Source organism: Pedobacter lusitanus, from assembly GCF_040026395.1.
Taxonomy (GTDB): domain Bacteria; phylum Bacteroidota; class Bacteroidia; order Sphingobacteriales; family Sphingobacteriaceae; genus Pedobacter; species Pedobacter lusitanus.
In genome coordinates this window covers 4,186,008-4,205,900 of the sequence record NZ_CP157278.1, presented here as the reverse complement: position 1 = coordinate 4,205,900, position 19,893 = coordinate 4,186,008, and the positions used below count along the sequence as shown (strand labels likewise).

General features: G+C 39.9%; 15 protein-coding genes. 4 read left to right on the top strand and 11 right to left on the bottom strand.

Annotated elements, in window-relative coordinates:
• Window positions 1–23: 23 nt before the first annotated feature.
• Window positions 24–902, bottom strand: coding sequence for a MerR family transcriptional regulator (locus tag PL_RS18020; protein WP_041882793.1), 879 nt, complete (start codon window positions 900–902; stop codon window positions 24–26).
• Window positions 903–973: 71 nt separating this feature from the next.
• Window positions 974–2,221: a DASH family cryptochrome gene (locus PL_RS18015; RefSeq protein ID WP_041882792.1), complete on the bottom strand. Its 1,248-nt coding sequence runs from the start codon at window positions 2,219–2,221 to the stop codon at window positions 974–976.
• Window positions 2,222–2,384: 163 nt separating this feature from the next.
• Between PL_RS18015 and PL_RS18010 the strand changes: the two genes are divergently transcribed.
• Both PL_RS18010 and PL_RS18005 read left to right on the top strand, forming a co-directional pair.
• On the top strand, window positions 2,385–3,293 hold the full coding sequence (locus tag PL_RS18010; protein ID WP_041882791.1) for a TIGR01777 family oxidoreductase: 909 nt from the start codon (window positions 2,385–2,387) through the stop codon (window positions 3,291–3,293).
• Window positions 3,290–4,594 carry a cryptochrome/photolyase family protein gene (locus PL_RS18005; RefSeq protein ID WP_041882790.1) on the top strand — a complete coding sequence of 435 codons (1,305 nt, stop codon included), beginning with the start codon at window positions 3,290–3,292 and terminating at the stop codon, window positions 4,592–4,594. Before PL_RS18010 ends, PL_RS18005 begins: the two co-directional genes overlap by 4 nt.
• Before the next feature lie 58 nt (window positions 4,595–4,652).
• Here PL_RS18005 and PL_RS18000 read toward each other — a convergent pair whose 3' ends face one another.
• The 8 genes from PL_RS18000 to PL_RS17965 form a co-directional block, all read right to left on the bottom strand.
• Window positions 4,653–5,567, bottom strand: a complete 915-nt coding sequence (locus tag PL_RS18000; RefSeq protein ID WP_052496341.1) for an FKBP-type peptidyl-prolyl cis-trans isomerase — start codon at window positions 5,565–5,567, stop codon at window positions 4,653–4,655.
• A 2-nt stretch (window positions 5,568–5,569) separates the two neighbouring features.
• Window positions 5,570–6,124 (bottom strand): FKBP-type peptidyl-prolyl cis-trans isomerase, encoded by a 555-nt coding sequence (locus PL_RS17995; protein ID WP_052496340.1) that lies wholly within the window; start codon window positions 6,122–6,124, stop codon window positions 5,570–5,572.
• Between the two features lie 120 nt (window positions 6,125–6,244).
• Window positions 6,245–8,035 carry an acyl-CoA dehydrogenase family protein gene (locus tag PL_RS17990; protein WP_041882789.1) on the bottom strand — a complete coding sequence of 597 codons (1,791 nt, stop codon included), beginning with the start codon at window positions 8,033–8,035 and terminating at the stop codon, window positions 6,245–6,247.
• Window positions 8,036–8,115: 80 nt separating this feature from the next.
• Entirely contained in the window at window positions 8,116–9,294 is a 1,179-nt protein-coding gene (locus PL_RS17985; protein ID WP_041882787.1) for an acetyl-CoA C-acyltransferase, read from the bottom strand.
• A gap of 82 nt (window positions 9,295–9,376) precedes the next feature.
• On the bottom strand, window positions 9,377–11,782 hold the full coding sequence (locus tag PL_RS17980; RefSeq protein WP_200890748.1) for a 3-hydroxyacyl-CoA dehydrogenase/enoyl-CoA hydratase family protein: 2,406 nt from the start codon (window positions 11,780–11,782) through the stop codon (window positions 9,377–9,379).
• Window positions 11,763–12,221 carry a MarR family winged helix-turn-helix transcriptional regulator gene (locus tag PL_RS17975; protein WP_041882783.1) on the bottom strand — a complete coding sequence of 153 codons (459 nt, stop codon included), beginning with the start codon at window positions 12,219–12,221 and terminating at the stop codon, window positions 11,763–11,765. The genes PL_RS17980 and PL_RS17975 overlap by 20 nt, the downstream gene beginning before the upstream one ends.
• Window positions 12,222–12,428: 207 nt before the next feature.
• Window positions 12,429–13,760 (bottom strand): OmpA family protein, encoded by a 1,332-nt coding sequence (locus PL_RS17970; RefSeq protein ID WP_041882782.1) that lies wholly within the window; start codon window positions 13,758–13,760, stop codon window positions 12,429–12,431.
• A 257-nt stretch (window positions 13,761–14,017) separates the two neighbouring features.
• Window positions 14,018–15,799 carry an AMP-dependent synthetase/ligase gene (locus tag PL_RS17965; protein WP_041882834.1) on the bottom strand — a complete coding sequence of 594 codons (1,782 nt, stop codon included), beginning with the start codon at window positions 15,797–15,799 and terminating at the stop codon, window positions 14,018–14,020.
• 444 nt (window positions 15,800–16,243) lie between these two features.
• Here PL_RS17965 and PL_RS17960 point away from each other — a divergent pair, with 444 nt between their 5' ends.
• Entirely contained in the window at window positions 16,244–16,723 is a 480-nt protein-coding gene (locus PL_RS17960) for a hypothetical protein (protein WP_041882781.1), read from the top strand.
• Between the two features lie 80 nt (window positions 16,724–16,803).
• Here the strand turns inward: PL_RS17960 and PL_RS17955 are convergent, their stop codons facing one another.
• Complete coding sequence (locus PL_RS17955) at window positions 16,804–18,594, bottom strand: M61 family metallopeptidase (protein ID WP_041880496.1); 1,791 nt, start codon at window positions 18,592–18,594, stop codon at window positions 16,804–16,806.
• Window positions 18,595–18,794: 200 nt separating this feature from the next.
• Between PL_RS17955 and PL_RS17950 the strand changes: the two genes are divergently transcribed.
• A complete protein-coding gene (locus tag PL_RS17950) occupies window positions 18,795–19,883 on the top strand; it encodes an efflux RND transporter periplasmic adaptor subunit (protein ID WP_041880494.1) in 1,089 nt (362 codons plus the stop codon).
• Window positions 19,884–19,893: the final 10 nt, after the last annotated feature.

Here is a 19,893-nt window from a genome sequence, read left to right as displayed (position 1 = left end):
TAGGATTTTACCTTTAAAAACAGCTATAAATCATCAAGAAATTCTACGATTTCACAAACCTTTTTCAATGGTGTCAGCCGATCGTCAAGAAGTATGTCAAATTCAGAGATTAAACTACCCGCAACCAGCAAAGGCACATCCATATGGTCCAGTACTTTAGTTAATATTTTATTGATATCTTTTCCCAGATTCAGGGAAGTCAATACAATAAAAGCATAATCAGGCTGATAATGTAAAATCACTTTTTTAAGATCGCTATATGGAATTTCCTGTCCAAGATACAACGTATCCATGCCGCATCGTTTTAGCAGATAACGTGCAAAAAGCAGACCAGTCTCATGCATCTCGGCTTCCGGGAGGAAAAGCAGAAACCTTTTCGGATCTTTTCTGTCGGGTTTGGGTACCCGGTCAATCTCCACAATCATTCTGTCTCTGATCAGATTTGAAGCAAAATGTTCCTGCGAAGGATCAATCGCCCCTGTCTGCCATAACATCCCGACTTTCTTCATAAACGGAAAAAGGACCAGATCCATTGTCTTGATCAGCCCCATTTCTTCGATACAGCCCGACAAAATCTCTGCAAATGCGATTTCATCGTATTTCAACGTTGCATCAGAAAGGCGAAGTACCTGTACAGTATCATTTTTGAAATCAGATTGCAACTGTATCACCAGATCATTAATCTGTGTTTTGCTCATCCTGGCAATCCGGCTTATTTTATATCCTTTTTCATTAAGGGTAACAATATTCAGCAGATGCTTTAAATCCTCCTCCTCATAATACCTGATGTTGGTAGGAGTTCTTTTTGGAGGAACCAGGTTATATCTGGCCTCCCATGCCCTGATCGTATGTGCTTTAATACCTATTAGGCCTTCTATGTCACTGATGGAGAATCTTTTCACGTAAAGTGAGAACAATTGTTAAACAAAAAAAGTTTTAAATATTTTTTTTGTTCAGGTATTCCTCCTTCTGATCAGAGATTCTGCACTTCAATATCCAGTATTTTGATCTGTTTATCCAGATCAAATGCATTTTTCGAGCGTGGATCTTTTCCGCCTCCGGCCACATAGGCCCAGTTTCCCCAGTTACTTGCAGGTGAATAATCAATCAGCTTCTGTTCAAAATATTCCGCGCCGTCTACCCAGTTTAATTTTAAAATATAGATCAGATAAGTAGCCACCAGCAGACGTCCCGCATGGGTAACAAAACCCGTATTATTAAGTTCGGTCATATGCTGATCCACAATCGGATTTCCTGTTTTCCCATCTTTCCAGTGTTGTAAATCCAGCAGGTATTCTTCCGTTTTAGGAACTTCTGTAAACTCTACGATATCCCTGAAGTAATTAACGCTATGTTTTTTAAACATGAACCGGAAGAAATCTCTCCACAGCAAACCTAATATCAGCTGCGTAAAATGACTGTTTGATCCGAATTTCTGTTCTGCTTCTTTTACCGCCCAGTATACTTTTCTTGGAGACAAAGAGCCTACAGCCAGCCATGGAGAAAGTTTGGAAGAAAAGCTATGCTGAGCAGCGTGTGCTTTACTGCTGCGATTATAAATCTCAGATCCGGCAGCAAATAATTCCTGCAAATGTTTTATGCCCTCTTCTTCTCCGCCCATCGGGACAGATGAAAAAGCACCTGAACACACCGGTAATTCGCCCCACTGCTCTGCCTCCACGAAATTAATCTGTTCAGGAGCAGGAAAACAATCTTTCACTATTGCATCTCTTTCTGTCTTTTTCTTAAACTGAGAAAAAACATCAGGAATATCCTTGATTGGAAATGGTAAGTCTTCTTTATTATAAAGCGTGTGCCCAATAAAATGTTTCAGATTGATTCTCAGTTTCCATAACAGGTCTTCTACATTAGAAGAAACAGTGGTTTCCTCAGTTGCTACTTCTCTGTGATGGTAAACTTCTGCAATCTCATATTGTTCTGCCAGTGCAGGAATATGATCCTCGGGTGTTCCGGAGATAATTAAAAGATTACCGCCCAGTTTTTTCAGTGATTCGCGCAGGGCGATTACACTTTCTGCTAAAAACTGAAATCTGTTATGTCTTTCTTTAGTATCTTCATCAGCTTCATATTCAAAGTGACGCGGATCAAAAAAGTAAACGGGCAGGATACTATCGGACTTACTGATTGCTTCTACTAACATTTCGTTGTCATGTAAGCGCAAATCATTTCTAAACCAGACGAGTATTTTCCGAGATTCCATTTATTTAGACTAAAGTTTTGTTGTAATCTCCAAAAATATACCATTTTTATCCTAACATCTAATACACAAGGTAATATTTACATAAGCGCAACAAAAGTTTAGCTTAAAATCGCATTTAAAGTCATATTTAAAAACAAAAACCATTCTCTACAGTTAACCCTAAATGAATCAGCATATTTTACTCACAGGCGCAACCGGCATGCTCGGCAGGGATTTAATCAAAACGCTTTTAAAAAGAGGTGATAAAATCTCCGTATTATCCAGAAGGCCGCAGCAGATTGACCAGGTTAAAGTCTTTTTATGGGATGTTTATAAGCAGGAAATTGATCCTGATTGTCTTGAAGGAGTAGATAGTATTATCCATCTTGCCGGAGAAAATATAGCTAAAGAAAAATGGTCTGACCAGCGTAAAAAGGAGATTATTGACAGCAGGGTTTTATCCACACAGCTTTTGTACAAAACCATAACCGAAAACAGCAATCAGGTTAAACATTTTATTTCAGCTGCTGCCGTAGGTTATTATGGTAGCCGTGGCGATGAAATACTGACCGAAGAAAGTAACCCGGGTAATAATTTCCTTGCAGATTGCTGTGTAAAATGGGAAAACGCCATAGATCAGGGCCGGGAACTGGGCTTAAGGATAGTAAAAATCAGAACCGGGGTGGTACTTGCAAAAGATGAAGGAGCGCTTGAAGCTATGGCCAAACCAATCCGTTTCTTTGCCGGTGCTCCTTTAGGTAAAGGCAAACAATGGATACCCTGGATCCATTATCAGGATATGACCCGAATCTATATTCATACCCTTGACAATGAAGCATTAACTGGCGCCTATAATGCCAGTGCACCATTTCCGGTCACCAATAAAGAGATGACCAAAGCTATTGCAAAACAGTTACATCGCCCGGTATGGCCATTTAGTGTCCCCGAAAAAGTACTGCAGCTGATTTTGGGAGAAATGAGTTCACTGGTAATGAACAGCACACACACCACCGCCCAAAAAATATTATCCAGTGGTTTTCTGTTCAGATACACGCATCTCGAAGAAGCTTTAGCCGATATTTACAGCGCATGAGGACAGAAATAAACATTTGCTGGTTAAGAAGAGATTTAAGGTTACAGGATCATGCCGCATTGTACCATGCATTAAAGACTGGAAAACCAGTTTTACTGTTGTTCATATTTGACCGTAACATCCTGGATGATTTAAATGATTCCAGCGATGCCAGGGTGAGTTTTATCTTTAACAGCTTAAAAGCCCTTGAAAAGGAACTACAGCAAAAAGGATCTTCAATTCTTATCCGGTATGGCACTCCTGAACAGGTCTGGCCTGAGCTTCTTAAAGCCTATCAGATAAAATCCGTTTATACCAACCATGATTATGAACCATATGGGATTGAACGTGATCAGGCATTGGCCGAATATCTTGGTTCGGAGTCTGTCTCGCTGCTAACCTATAAAGATCAGGTGATCTTTGAGAAAAACGAGATCGTTAAAACCGATGGAAAACCATATACAGTTTTCACCCCATATTTCCGTCAATGGAGAATGAAGCTGAATGACTTTTATCTTAAATCTTATCCGGTAGAGAAATATTATGGAAATTTTTATCAGACCAGTCCATTTACTTTTCCTGATTTGGCAGAACTGGGTTTTAAAGCATCCGCACTACATTTTCCGGCCGCCGATTTTGAAGATAAACTAGCTGCTTATGAAGAGCGAAGGGATTTTCCGGCAGATGATGCCACCACCCATCTGGGCATTCATTTAAGATTTGGAACTGTCAGTATCAGAGCTGCTGCTGCAAAAGCACTGGAGCATGGCGCAGAAAAATGGTTATCAGAACTGGCCTGGAGAGATTTCTATATGATGATCCTGTTTCATTTTCCGCACATCACAACAAAATCATTTAAACCCGCATACGATAACATCCGCTGGTTAAATAAAGAGGATGACTTTGAAGCCTGGAAGAATGGTAAAACCGGTTATCCTATTGTTGATGCGGGAATGAACCAGCTGAATCAAACAGGATATATGCATAACAGGGTCAGGATGATTGCCGGGAGTTTTCTAACCAAACATCTGTTAATTGACTGGCGCTGGGGTGAAGCTTATTTTGCAGAAAAACTGCTTGATTATGAACTGGCAAGCAATGTAGGCGGCTGGCAATGGGCATGCGGCTGTGGAAATGATGCAGCTCCCTATTTCAGGGTATTTAACCCCGAACTGCAGGCCAGGAAATTTGATCCGGAAAATAAGTATATCTATCAATGGGCACCTGAGTATAAAGAAGGAAAACCTGTTCAGCCTATTGTTGAACATGCTTTTGCCAGAGAAAGAATTCTGAAAGTGTTTAAAGAGGCATTGCGGGAATAAAAAAGGGGTCTTCTAAATGAATTTAGAAGACCCCTTTTTTGTCTGAATACTATGATTCTTAATTGTTAACTACATTAACAATCTCAATGTCAAAATCAAGTGTAGCATTCGCAGGAACTGAACCAAATCCAGCCAAACCATAGGCCTGATCTGAAGGGATAAGCAAACGTATTTTGCCACCTTTGGTTAATTTACCAGGAATTACATTTTTCCAGCCCTGAATCAGTGTGCTTAATGTGGTTACATATGTACCCGCAACATTGGAGTCAAACACAGTCCCATCCAGATATCTGCCGGTATAGTTGATAGTCAGGGTAGAATTCAAAGTAATTGCATCCGTACCAGTTCCCGGAGCTGAGATACTAAAATAAGTCCTGGTACGATCCTTAGTCATCGTCAAGCTATTCTTTTTAATAAATTCATTGATCAAACGGTCATCAAGCACAGCTTGTGATTTTTCCGGAAAAGTAGTAATATTCAGATCAATGTTTTCATTTGAAGCGATGTTGGCAATTCCATTTTTACCATAAGCCAGATAAGAAGGAAGCAAAATTCTCGCAGAACCTCCTGGCTTAAGCTGTAATACAACATCACGTATTGCCGGAACTGATATTGCTCCATAAACAGTGTTACTGGCAACCAGACCGTTCATATAACCACCAAGTGTAGCACGGTTTGCCTGCAATGGCGATGCCCAGTAAAGTGTACCATTTTCCAGCCCTTTCACAGAAACGTTATATAAAACCGTATCACTTGTTACATAATTTGCAGTACCAGTTCCCTGGGTCAGAATCTGATAAAAATAACCCGACTTTAACGGATCTTCAGTAACAGTCAGTTTATTTGCTGTTATATAATCCTGTATTTTTTTACCGTCTACAACCTGTATAGATTCGTAATCCTTTTTACATGAACTAAAAAGAACAGTTAGGCCGATCAAGGCAAAAGTAAATTGTGAAAACTTTTTAAGCATTACTAATTTTGAGTTTGTGGGGTTTTTATTTTAAATTTTCCTACTCTGAAAAATTGAATATTGAAATCCAATATTGAATTTGCCGGTAGAAAAACAGGCATATTATTATTTCCTGGCATTGCACTGACTACTCTGTTCTGATAAGCCATTGTTGAAGGGACAATCAATCTGATCTTTCCTCCGGGATTAACCAAAGGAATTCCCTTTCTCCAGCCTTCAATCGTAGTACCAAAAATAATTTTGGATGCTATGGTATCTATCAGGTTCTGTGTGGAATCATATAGTACAGTATTATCCAGCAATAACCGGCCAACATAATGAATCACTACAGTATCCAGAGAATCAATTTTCAGGGTACCATCCTGCCCCTTGATAATCTGGTAATATAATCCATCCTTCGTGTTTTTTGCCGGAATATTATTTTTCGCTATAAAGCCTTTAATCAAATTATCATCTATTGCTGCCTGGGTAGCTCTGTCATACGCAGGGTCTGTTTTACAGGCTGCCAGAGAGCAAGCCCCTGCAATAAACAATAATATAACTTTGCTTTTTAACATATTGCACAAAAATAGTCTTTTATTAGGGATGGAACAATATTTAACCAATTTTAACAAATACCACAAAAAAAGGCCGGATCATCATACACGACCCGGCCTTTTATCTGATAACTATATCTTTTAAAAACAATATTTATTTTCAGCAATCAGCTGCTGAGCAACTTTCTGACGAACATCCTTCACATTAAATGCTTCCATTTTAGTAAATCTTTTCAGTCCTACCAGCATCATACGCTGCTCATCACCTTCTGCAAAAGCCCATAAAGCTTCTTTTCCAGCTTTCTGTAAAGCATCAACAGCCTCTACAAAATAAATACGCATCATATTTAACTGTCCTTCACAAGCTTCAGCGCCTCTTAAACTAACCAGTTTTTCAGTTCTCAGCATCACCGATTCAGCTACATAAACGTAACTGGCCATATCAGCGATATTCATCAGAATTTCCTGTTCTTTAGAAAGACTTAACATTAATTTCTGAACCGCTGCACCAGCCACCATTAAAGTTGCTTTTTTCAGGTTCTTAATGATTTTCTTCTCTGCTGCGAAAAGTGTATCATCTTCTTCACCAAAATCAGGAATAGACATCAGCTCGGCAGCTACAGCTGTAGCCGGAGTCATCAGATCCAATTCACCTTTCATAGCTCTTTTCAACATCATATCAACAGTTAATAACCTGTTGATTTCGTTTGTACCTTCAAAAATCCTGTTGATCCTTGCATCACGGTAAGCTCTGTCCATTGGTGCATCAGCCGAGAAGCCCATTCCACCATAGATCTGAACACCTTCGTCCACCACATAATCCAATGCTTCAGAACCCCATACTTTCAGTATCGCGCATTCCACAGCAAACTGCTCTGTAGATTTTAATTTCGCCTTACTTTTATCCATGCCACCTGCTACCAGAGCATCGTATGCATCATCAATATTCTGACCCGCACGATAGTTAGCAGATTCTACCGCATAAACTTTTGTTGCCATTTCGGCCAGTTTATAGCGGATAGCACCATATTTTGATATCGGACGTTCAAACTGAATACGCTCATTAGAATAGTTAACCGCAGTATTGATCACAGCTTTTGAAGCACCAACTGCCGCAGCTGCCAGTTTAATCCTGCCGATGTTTAAGATATTTACAGCAATCTTAAATCCGTTTTCACGCTCAGAAAGCATGTTTTCCACAGGAACTTCACAATCGTTGAAAAACACCTGACGGGTCGAAGAACCTTTGATTCCCATTTTATGTTCTTCAGGGTTCATGGTAACACCACCAAATGCACGCTCCACAATAAATGCAGTCAGATTTTTATCATCATCGATCTTTGCAAATACGATGAAGATATCTGCGAAACCACCATTGGTGATCCACATTTTCTGCCCGTTAATCACATAATGTTTACCGTCTGCAGATAACTTTGCTTTGGTTTTTCCCGAATTAGCATCAGATCCTGAGTTAGGCTCTGTTAAGCAATAAGCTGCTTTCCATTCACCTGATCCCAGTTTAGGTATATATTTAGCTTTCTGCTCTTCATTTCCATAATACAGGATAGGTAAAGTACCGATACCTGTATGTGCAGAAATAGCTACTGCAAATGAATGTCCTGCGCCAATTACATCAGCAACGAGCATAGAAGTATTAAAGTTCTTACCAAAACCACCATACTCTTCAGGGATGGAAACTCCAAGAAGTCCCAGTTCACCTGCTTTGGTAACCAGCGAAGGCATCAAACCTTCTTCCAGTTTATCAATACGGTCCAGGTTAGGATACACTTCTGCAGTTAAAAAGTCTCTGCAGGTTTGTGCTATCATTTGCTGTTCTTCATCAAATTCTTCAGGAATAAATACATCCTGGTATGTGGTTTCCTTTATCAAAAACTCGCCACCTTTTACTTTTGTTTTGTCTGTAGTTTCCATATTTTTTGTAGCTGATCCCTACCGGGAATTCCCGGAGATTTCATTTTTAAATTTTATAATCAAGTGCTGTTAACTCAGCACTAAAGAAGTTCAAAAACACCGGCAGCCCCTTGTCCGCTACCCACACACATCGTTACCATTCCGTATTTACCGTTTCTGCGTTTCAGCTCATTGAACAATTGTACAGAGAGTTTTGCCCCGGTACATCCCAGCGGATGACCTAAAGCAATAGCGCCACCGTTAACATTCACGATATCCTGATTAATTCCCAGAGCTCTTACCACTGCCAGAGACTGAGAAGCAAAAGCTTCATTCAGTTCAATCAGATCCATTTGTTCCAGTGTCAGACCAGCTTTCTTTAATGCCAGTGGAATTGCCTCAATCGGGCCGACACCCATAATTCTTGGCGGTACACCTACCACACCATAACTTACCAGGCGGGCAATCGGCTCTACCCCTAATTCTTTCAGTTTACTTTCAGATACCACCAGAACAAAGGCAGCACCATCAGACGTCTGAGAAGAGTTTCCTGCAGTAACACTTCCGTCAGCTGCAAAAACGGGTTTAAGTTTAGCTAGTTTATCCAGCGTAGTATCTGCACGCGGACCTTCATCAGTATCCACCACATAACTTCTGGTCTTCTTTTTCATCTGACCATCCAGATAATTTTCAGTAACCGTGATCGGTGCTACTCCTGCTTTTAAATGACCATTTTTAATCGCTTCCACTGCTTTCATATTAGATCTGAAAGCAAACTCATCCTGATCTTCCCTGCTCACCTTATATTCACTGGCTACCGCTTCGGCAGTAAGCCCCATCCCCCAGTACCAGTCCGGGTTCTTTTTAGCTACTTCAAAATTAGGTACTACTTTCCATCCGCCAAAAGGCATTCCTGACATCACCTCTACCCCACCGGCGATAATACAGTCTGCCATTCCGCTTTTAATTTTTGCTACCGCAGTAGCAATAGTATCCAGCCCGGATGCGCAATACCTGTTTACAGTAACACCTGGAACTTTCACCGTATCCAAGCCCATCAGGGAGATCATACGGCCTATATTTAATCCCTGCTCTGCCTCTGGTGTTGCATTCCCAACAATCACATCATCTATTTGTTCTTTATCCAGATTAGGTACCGAGGCCACCAACTGTTTGATTACTTCAGCAGCCAGATCATCGGCCCTGGTAAAACGAAATACGCCACGTGGTGCTTTGCCCACTGCTGTACGTAAACCTGCTATGATATATGCTTCTTGCATTTTTTAATCTAGTTAAGAAAAGTCCTGCCGAAAAAATTCTTTGGTTCTTTCCTGTTAAACATTATATTTTTAAATCCTCTGGTTAGTTACGAAGTGGTTTACCCTTAGTGACAATACTCTGAATCCTCTCCAATGTTTTTCGTTCACCGCAAAGCGATAAGAAAGCTTCTCTCTCTAAATCCAGCAGATATTGTTCAGTTACCTCTGTAGGAGAAGATAAATCTCCGCCACACATCACATAACCCAATTTTTCTGAGATTTTTTTATCATGTTCAGAAATATAATGACCGGAATACATTGTATTTGCTCCTGCATAAACAATTCCCAGTCCCTGTTTACCCAATACCCGGATATCAGTTCTTCTGACAGGTTGTGTATAACCAGCATCTGCCAGCTCAATTGCTTTAGCTTTTGCATCAGCAATCAGCCTGCTTCTGTTCATTGAAACCGAGAATTTATCTTTTTGTAAATAACCTAATTCAAATGCTTCCAGTGCAGAAGTTGAAACCTTTGCCATTCCTATAGTCAGGAAACGATCCTTTAATACATTCTGAACAATCTGATCATCTTTGTATTCATCAGAAGCACGCAAAGCAAATTCTTTTGTTCCGCCACCACCAGGAATCACACCGACACCAAATTCTACCAGCCCCATATAGGTCTCTGCATTCAGCTGTACATGATCTGCATGTAAACTGAATTCACAGCCACCACCCAGTGTCAGGTTATGAGGAGCCACAACAACCGGAATAGAAGAGTATCTGATTCGCATAGACGTATTCTGGAAAGCTCTGATAGCCATATTCAATTCATCCCACTCCTGCTCTACAGCCATCATGAAAATCATACCTACATTGGCACCTGCCGAGAAGTTAGCCCCGTCATTACCGATAACTACCCCTCTGTAATCTTTTTCTGCCAGGTCTATTGCTTTATTGATAGCCTGAAGGGTATCGCCCCCTATCGTATTCATTTTTGAATGGAACTCTACATTCAGAATTCCGTCACCTAAATCCAGAATGGAAGCACCGGAGTTTTTCCATATCGTTTTAGTCGTCCGTATATTATCCAGGACAATGAACGAATCAGCCCCAGGTAATGCTTTATAACTTTTAGAAGGGATATCGTAATATTTTTTAACACCGTCTTCTACTTTGTAAAAAGAAGTATGACCAGCAGCCAGCATTTCATGAACCCAGGCAGCAGCCTCATGTCCATATTTTTTCATGCCTTCAAGCGACTCAGTAACACCTACAGCATCCCAGACTTCAAACGGACCTAAGTCCCATCCAAATCCGGCACGTAAAGCGTCATCTATTCTGTACAACTCGTCTGCAATTTCCGGAATTCTGTCAGATACATATTCAAACAGACCAAAGAAAGAATGTCTGAATACTTCTCCAGCCTTATCTTTACCGGCAGCAAAAACTTTCATTCTGTCTCTGACATTTTCAATAGGTTTTGTCAGGTCCAGTGTTGCAGATTTAACTTTTTGCTGCGTGCGATACTCCATTGTTTTCAGATCAAGCGCTAAAATTTCTGTTTTACCGTCAGCAGTTTTTGTCTTTTTATAAAAACCCTGTTTCGTTTTATCGCCCAGCCATTTATTCTCTTCCATTTTGACTACATAGTCAGGAAGCTTAAACAGCTCGTGTGCTTTATCATCAGGACAGTTATCATACAATCCTTTTGATACTTTGATCATCGTATCTAAACCTACCACATCAGAAGTACGGAAAGTAGCAGATTTTGGTCTGCCTAAAGCAGGACCGGTAAATTTATCTACCTCTTCAACTGTCAGATCCAATTTGTCTACCAGATGCAGTAAAGCCATCATAGAATATACACCTACCCTGTTAGCGATGAACGCCGGAGTATCCTTACATAAAACCGTTGTTTTACCCAGAAACTTATCTCCGTAATGCATTAAGAAATCTACCAGTTCAGGTTTGGTATCAGGAGTTGGAATGATTTCCAGTAAACGCAGATAACGCGGCGGATTAAAAAAGTGCGTTCCGCAGAAATTTGCTTTGAAATCCTCACTTCTGCCTTCAGTCATCAGGTGAATAGGAATACCTGAAGTATTTGAAGTAACCAAAGTACCTGCCTTGCGGAATTGCTCCACCTGCTCAAATACCTTTTTCTTAATATCAAGATTTTCAACTACAACCTCAATAATCCAGTCTACACCGGCAATTTTTGCCATGTCGGCATCAAAATTACCTGTTGTAATTTTGTTGACTACTTTTTTGGTATAAACCGGAGAAGGATTAGTCTTAATGGCATTCTGCAAAGCTGCATTGACAATACGGTTCTGAACCGCCGGATTATCCAGCGTCAACCCTTTTGCTGTTTCCTCAGGGCTGAGTTCTTTCGGTGCGATGTCTAACAACAATACTTCTACACCAATATTCGCAAAGTGACAAGCAATGCGTGAGCCCATGATACCGGAGCCTAATACCGCTACTTTATTTATCTTTTTGTTCATCATTTCCTGTAGTTACTGTATATGCTAAAGTGAGTTTATTTAATTTCTGTAAGCTTTGTACCAGGCTGGCTTTTTCTGAGACAGCCAAATGATCATTCAGGTATTCATTGAAAGAACGGACAACACTTTTTGCCACCTGCCGCTTCTCTCTGCCGAAGTCAGTCAGAAAGACTTTTACGGATCTTTTATCGCCGGAAGAAGCCTCCCTGTATATTAACCCTGATTCTTCCATATTGTTTAGCATTCTCGACAAACTGGTGGCCTTAACCCCGAGCAATCCCGCAAGCTGTGAGACTGCTGTACCATCTTTATCAATATTAATCAGCACATAACCAATAGCTTGTGTGATTCCAAAGCCTGATGCGATCTGATTATAGGTGTTGGACATGTTCTGCCAAACCACTTTCAATAAATAATCTATTGTTTCCTGTTGTTTCATTAATTACTATGCTTGCATAACAAAGCTAAAGAATAAAAATCAAGTATCCAAGAAACCATTATGATTTTTCAGATCCCCTAAAGAAATGAATATCAAAACCATGATAGCCTCATATCCGCTAAAAAACAATTACATACTGATAAAAAAAAGAGCACAAAAAAAGCCGCCAGGTTTGACCCTGGCGGCTTCCGAAATATTGGTTTCAGACTAGTATAAAGTAAATTCTACTCTTCTGTTTTTCTGACGACCAGCTGCATTTTTGTTAGATGCAATTGGTTGGTTTTGACCGTAACCAGTAGCTTCGATACGAGATGCATTAGCACCTTGAGAAACTAAATAAGCTTTAACTGATTCAGCTCTGTCTTTAGATAATTTCATGTTAGAAGCAGCTCTACCAGTATTATCTGTGTGACCAGCTAATTTAAGGCTAAAGTTTTTAGTTACTAATAAGTTAGCAACACGGTTCAATGAAGTATAAGATTTAGCTCTGATAGTAGATTTACCTAAATCAAATTCAAGATCTTTAATCGCTTGTTTAACAACTTTACGATCAGCATCAGTGATAATTACTTTTTCAGTTACAACAGGAGTTGGAGCAACTAATGGACATCCAGCACCATCAACAACAGTTCCTGATGGAGTGTTAGGACATTTATCCAATTTATCAGCAACACCGTCACCGTCAGTATCTTTTAAAAGATCGCTCATTTCAGTTCTTAATTTAGCGTTTTCAGATTTTTGAGCATCTAAATCGCTTCTTAAAGAGTTAGCAATGTTTTTAGCCTGAACAGCTTCGTCATAAGTAGCAGCAACCGGATTGTGGAAAGCTAATTGTTTTCCTTTTCCTAATGCAAACTCTAAACCAGCGTGAGCGTAAGAGAATTTGTCATTGTTGTTCTGACGGTAAGTACCATCAACGTTATCACCATCAACAAAGTAGATAGACCATCCTAAGTTAAAGTTAACTTTTTCAGAAACTTTAAATCTAGCACCTAATCCTACAGGGATAACTAATTCTTTAACATTTTTTGGATATTCAGAAGTTACACCACCAACAGTAACTTTTGGTTTGTAACCAGCTAAACCAGCACCACCTGTTACAAATAACTGTAATGCATCTTGTTTTCTGAACATATCAATGTTGAACATGTTTACTTCAGCACTTAAAGTAGCTGCATAGTTCAATTCTGTTTCAAAAGCAGTAGTTCCGCCTACAATAGCAGGACCTTTACCATCATTGAATGATTTAGAGTTATCACCTTTCAGTTTACCTCTGATTCCGTCTAATTTCAAAGAGAAATATGGAGTGAATTGTTTTTTGATGTAAAGACCATATCCTAAACTAGAACTGTTCTTAGAGAAATCGTTTTTTCCACCTAGCGGAGAAGTTGGAGTTAAAACACCAGCGTTAACACCGATAGACCAAGTACTGAACTGTTGTGCAGCATTAGTTGCTGGTTGCTCCTGCGCCTGTGCAGCACCACCAATGAAAAGGGCAGCTAAAGCTACCGGCAGACTTTTAAATAATTTTTGTTTCATAATATGAGTTTAATAAAAAAAAATAGTTCTGGTATTTTTTTTTGATACTTAAGCAATATCTATACCAAATTAGTTTACAAGGCCCTGAGCACTTTAGAGACAGGTTTTTCTTCATAAACTGTATGTTTAATGAAGCAAAATCTGCCGTTTTAAGTGAACAGAAAGCCCAATAATGGCGCCAAGGTATGGATTATAAAGAAACCAGACAAATAATTTTCAACCTTAAAGATCATATATTACTATTTATCTACAATTATTTAATTTTTTTCTGGTTTATAGTCTTCTGCATCTTTATACATTTTCTCTATCAGATCTTTATTTTTCTCCAGAATAATTTTTCTTTTTAAACTTAACTTAGGAGTGAATTCACCTCCTTCTATACTCCATGTTTTAGTTAATAACACAAACCGTTTAACCTGCTCCCACTTTCCAAACTCCTTAGAACCGTTTGCAATCTCCTGATTATATTTTTCAAGCACCTGAGGATGCTGAACCATTTCTTCATTGGTCGTATAATTAATCCCTTTTTTAGCACACCAGGATTTCAATGCTTCAAAATTCGGAACGATCAGTGCTGATGGAAATTTGCGATTTTCGCCAAGTACCATAATATGATCAATCAGTACAGATTCTTTATATTTATTTTCCAGCATCTGCGGTGCAACATATTTACCGCCTGCAGTTTTGAAAATTTCTTTTTTACGATCGGTAATCTTCAGGAACCTTCCGTTCACCAGTTCACCAATGTCCTCTGTATGAAACCAGCCGTCCTTATCGATAGCCTCAGCAGTCAGGTCTTCTCTCTTATAATAGCCTTTCATTACATTATGACCCCTGGTAAGTACTTCTCCATCTTCCGCAATCTTAACCTCTACTCCATCTATAACAGGTCCGACAGTACCGAACATTGCATTTTCAAAATGATTAACAGTAATTACCGGCGAAGTCTCTGTTAACCCGTATCCTTCAAAAACAGGCATTCCGGCAGCCCAGAAAATACGTGCCAGACGTGGATTCAGTGCAGCACCTCCGGAAACAATAACTACGATATTTCCACCCAGTGCTTCCTGCCATTTCTTAAAGACCAGTTTTCTTGCAATACCCAGTTTCAGTTTATAAAACCAGCCACTGTTCATATCGAATTGTTCGGCAAGGGCCACAGACCAGAAGAAAATACCTCTTTTAATTCCGGTAAGCGCTTTCCCTTTTTCCATAATCTTATCATACACTTTTTCCAGCAGTCTCGGCACTGTAGAAAAAGCATTAGGTTTGACAGACTGAATATCGGCAACAATGGTGTCCATACTTTCCGCATAGTATACAGAAACTCCCATATACAGATACAAGTACACAATCATTCGCTCAAAAATATGAGATAAAGGCAAAAAGCTGAGTCCCTTTTCCAGCCCCGGTGGCACAACTACCGCAGAGTTGATAAAGTTCTGGACAAGATTACTGTGTTTAAGCATTACGCCTTTCGGAGTTCCGGTGGTACCAGAAGTATAAATCAGGGTCAGTACATCATCCGCAGTTACTGCTGCACGATAAGTCTCCAGATCTATACCTTCACTTTTCTCTCCTGATTCAACCAGCTTTGTCCAGTTATCTGCCCCGGCAACTTCATTAAAAGTGTAAATTTTCAGTTCCGGATTAACTTCTGCACAAATCGGTTTTACCTTCTGAAACAAAGTCTCATCTTCAACAAAAAACACACTTACTCCGGCATTTTCTAAAATAAACTTAATATCATGTTCAGCCAGCGTAGGATACAAAGGCACGTGATAACCACCAAACTGGTTTACGGCAAAGTCCGCGATATTCCATTCGGGTCTGTTATGAGACATGACGGCTATCCTGTCGCCCTTTACCAAACCCAGCTGAAGCAGTCCTTTGCTCAGGTTGTCAGCAGTATCAGAAAATTGCCGGGTGCTATATTTTTTCCATACTCCATTAACCTTTCCACTAATAAATTCGTCTTTTGGAAATTTCTCTAAATTGTATTTCAGTAAATCAAATACTCTTGTTACAGTTACAGGCATAATCTTGATTTTGTCTTTTAAATGTTTTGTACAGATGAACCTGGTCAGGTTCAAAGAACGAAATTAGTTCCGGATTACTTTGTTATTCCCAAATCTAACAAATTAATTATTGTAATAAAACCAATTTTAATTTTGGTCTGTTTTATTCACACAGTTAACGGAAACGCGGAAATCCATCATCTACTTTTTCATTTTATCCCGAATAACATTGAATAATGAGGACTACGTCAGACCTCTGTATCTATCCAGCTCACCTCTGCCGCAGGTCCACAGCGAGTCCACGTATTTCCACAAAAAGGTGGACTCAACGTGGACTCACTGTGGACTCATGGTGGACTCATACCATTGTCTGCCCTATCTTTTTAGCATTAAATTTCATTCAGATGACACAGCGGCATAATAATTGCTCAGGTCATTTTCACATTTAAACTTTATACAAATCATATGAAAAAAGTATTTACAATACTTTGCCTTACTGTAATCGCAACATTTGCGATCCAATCTTCTTCAAAAGCTCAGAGCTACAAAAATGCCATTGGTGGTCGTTTTGGTGCTGCAAACGGAGTAACTTTTAAAACATCTCTGGGTGAAAACAAAATGCTTGACCTTATTGCCAACTTCAGGTCTAACAATAATTACAACTATTTCCGTGTAACTGCCTTATATGAAGTTTATAAACCTATCAGTGGTGCACGCGGACTGAACTGGTATTATGGTGGTGGTGGTAGTATTGGTACTGTAAAATACAAACCATACAACTCAAGCGATCTTTATCTTTCTCTGGATGGTGTTCTAGGTCTGGACTATAAATTTGCTGATGCACCTATCAACCTTTCCCTTGACTGGAAACCAGCTATACAGTTAGCTCCTGATACTGATTTTGATGCTTCAGGTGTAGGCTTGTCTCTGCGTTTCACTTTCTAGAAACCGGATTCCGGACTGAAATCAAAAAAGGCCCTGAAGATTAATCTTCAGGGCCTTTTTTGATGCTTGTACTTATAATTTTATATTCCTGTCCATGCTTTAAGCACAGCCTTCTCTACTGCTGTTCCTGCCGGATCTACGGAGGAAACAAGTTCAACATTCGGGCTGGCCTTCAGCTTAACGCTGATCTCTTTATCCAGACCATCTCTTCTGATTTGAAAACGAACTGCATCACCAATTTTCTTTTGCTGCATTACAGGCATTTTCTCTACAGCAGGCTGCGCATAAGCACCTTCCACACCTATCAGTTCATCGTCAACGTTTAGTCCGTCAACCCAGGCAGCCGAATTACGGGAAACTGCAGAGATCAGTAAATGACCTTCAGTTACTTTTGTCGCAATCCCCAGGTAAGCTTCTTTCTGTCCCTCGTCTTTAACCTTTATTCCGGCATAGCCTAAATACTTTTCATATTCTACCGGCTCAGTACCATTCACATATTTCGCCCAGAAACCAGTAAAACTGATCCCGCTGATTTTCTCTACCATAGTCTTGAATTCAGCATCAGTATAGCCCCGGCCTTTAATCTTGCACTGCTCATACATTGCCTTCATTACCTGATCAAGACTTGATTTACCCTGAGTTGCATGGGCAATTTCAAGATCCATCAGCATGCCTACAATTTCTCCTTTACTGTAATAAGAAATACTGCTGTTTTTGGAGTTTTCATCAGGACGGTAATATTTGATCCAGGCATCAAAGCTTGACATCGCAGCCGACTGCACATAACCACCTCTGGTGTTTATCACATCAGACATTGATTTGGTTAAGGTTTCTATAAACTCTTCTTTACTGATCAGCCCGGCGCGCAGCATTAATTTATTCTCATAGTATGCTGTAAATCCTTCAGCAATCCATAAATCAGTGGTATAGTTCTCGTTTTCATAATCAAACGGACCTAAAGCTACCGGGCGCAATCTTTTTACATTCCATAAATGATGATATTCATGTGCTACCAGACCCAAAAATCCTTTATATCCTTTTTCTGTCGCATAGGCATCTCTTGAGGCACCCAGTACGGTAGAGTTCAGATGCTCCAGTCCACCGCCACCTCTTTGAAAATTATGGACAATAAAAGTATAGTGTTTGTTCGGGTTCTCTCCATAAATCGCTGTCGCCTGTTCTATAACCTTAGCCATATCTGTTTTCAGACGCTCTGCATTATAGTTTCCGCCACCATACATGGCTACTTCATGTTTAACACCCGCAGCAGTGAATTCAAATACATCCTGATTACCTACCTCTATCGGGCTATCAAACAAAATATCATAATTTTTTGCTGTATAGGTAAATTGACGGCCAGCCACAGGCTCCAGTCCGGTAGACACTTTATACCAGCCTTCAAAAGGGATCACCTTAACTGTACTTGGCAAAGCAAGCTGATTGTCAGGATACATAAAAATCCCGGTTGGAGATAAAAACGCATGACTGGCATCTATAAAAGAAGTACGTACCGATACTTCAAAGGCATATACACTGTAATTGATATCAACGGAATTTGAACTACCGGTATAAACTCTCCAGGTATTTTTCTTTAATTTTTCTGTTTTAAGTGTTTTTTTGCCGGATGTTGCCGTAAAACCTTCTACATTTCTGGAAAACTCCCTGATCAGATAAGATCCTGGTGCCCATACAGGCATTTTAACATCAATATATTCTTTTTTCAGTCCGTCGACATGCATTTTAACATCAGCATAGTGCGCTTGTGGTTCTTTAAAACTGACCTCGTAATTAACTGCGGTCTGTGCTTGAGCGGCCAGGGCGGGTGCCAGAAAAATCAATAACCCTAATCCAATTTGTTTTGTTAGTTTCATATAGTTTTTTATTGGCGATGAAACCTGCAGAAAACTTATGCAGGTTTCATCGCCATATCTGATTCTTTTGACGCAAATTTAAAATATATAGCCTTTGTTATGGGTTTAAATAAGAAATTAGCTGTAACATACTTAATACAAGTATGGCCAGCGCACATATTTAAATATTTTTGTATAATCAGTCGCTCCAAAACCCCATTATGAAACTCAAATACGTTATTTACTCCCTTATTTTTGCTGGGATAGTTTACCTCATTTATCACAGGATATCCGTCAACAAAAAACTGGAGAACTCCGGAATGGGCCCAGGTGCAAAAGGTTCCGGATCTGCCAAAGGTGGCAAATCACAAAATATGCTGGTCAACGGTGTAGTGATACAGGCAACTTCTTTCGCCAATAAACTGGATATTACCGGAACTATAGAAGCCAATGAATCAGTTGCGCTGCAAAGTGAGGTTTCGGGCTTAATTACCGGAATCTACTTTAAAGAAGGAAGTAATGTAACTAAGGGAAGTCTGCTGGTCAAAATTAACGATCGTGACATTCAGGCACAACTACAGGAAGCACTGACTAAACAAAACCTGTCCGCAACGAATGAAAACCGGGCAAAACAGCTGCTGCAAAAAGGCGCCATCAGTCAGGAAGAATATGATACTGCACTGGCCGACTTAAAGTCCCTGAAAGCACAGGCACAATTAATCAGGGCACAACTGGCTAAAACTTCCATTATTGCACCCTTCAGTGGAAAAATAGGTCTGCGTTCAATTTCTGCGGGTGAATATATTACGCCTACAAAAATCATAGCCAACCTGCTCAGTACTGATCCGGTAAAAGTAAGTTTCTCGGTACCTGAAAAATACATGTCCCAGATTAAAGTGAATTCGACTATCACCTTTCGCACCGATGGTTCGGCACAAATTTATACAGGAAAGGTTTTTGCCCTGGAACCCGGCATCAACTCGCAGACCAGAACCCTGCAGGTAAAAGCACTGGCACCAAATAAAAACAATGAATTACGTCCCGGCTCTTTTGCTAAAGTTTCGCTTACCCTGGATAAGATTGATAATGCTATACTTATCCCCAACCAGGCTATTATCCCGGTATTAAGAGGTAAAACAGTATTTATCAGCCAGAATGGTAAAGCAAAACAGGTAGATGTACAATCCGGCACGCGTACTGATGAGAATATACTGATCACCTCCGGACTAAAAATCGGTGATACTGTTTTAACAACAGGAGCCCTTTCCTTAAAAGATGATGCCCCCGTCAAAGTAACAGTAGTCAAATAAAAATCCTACC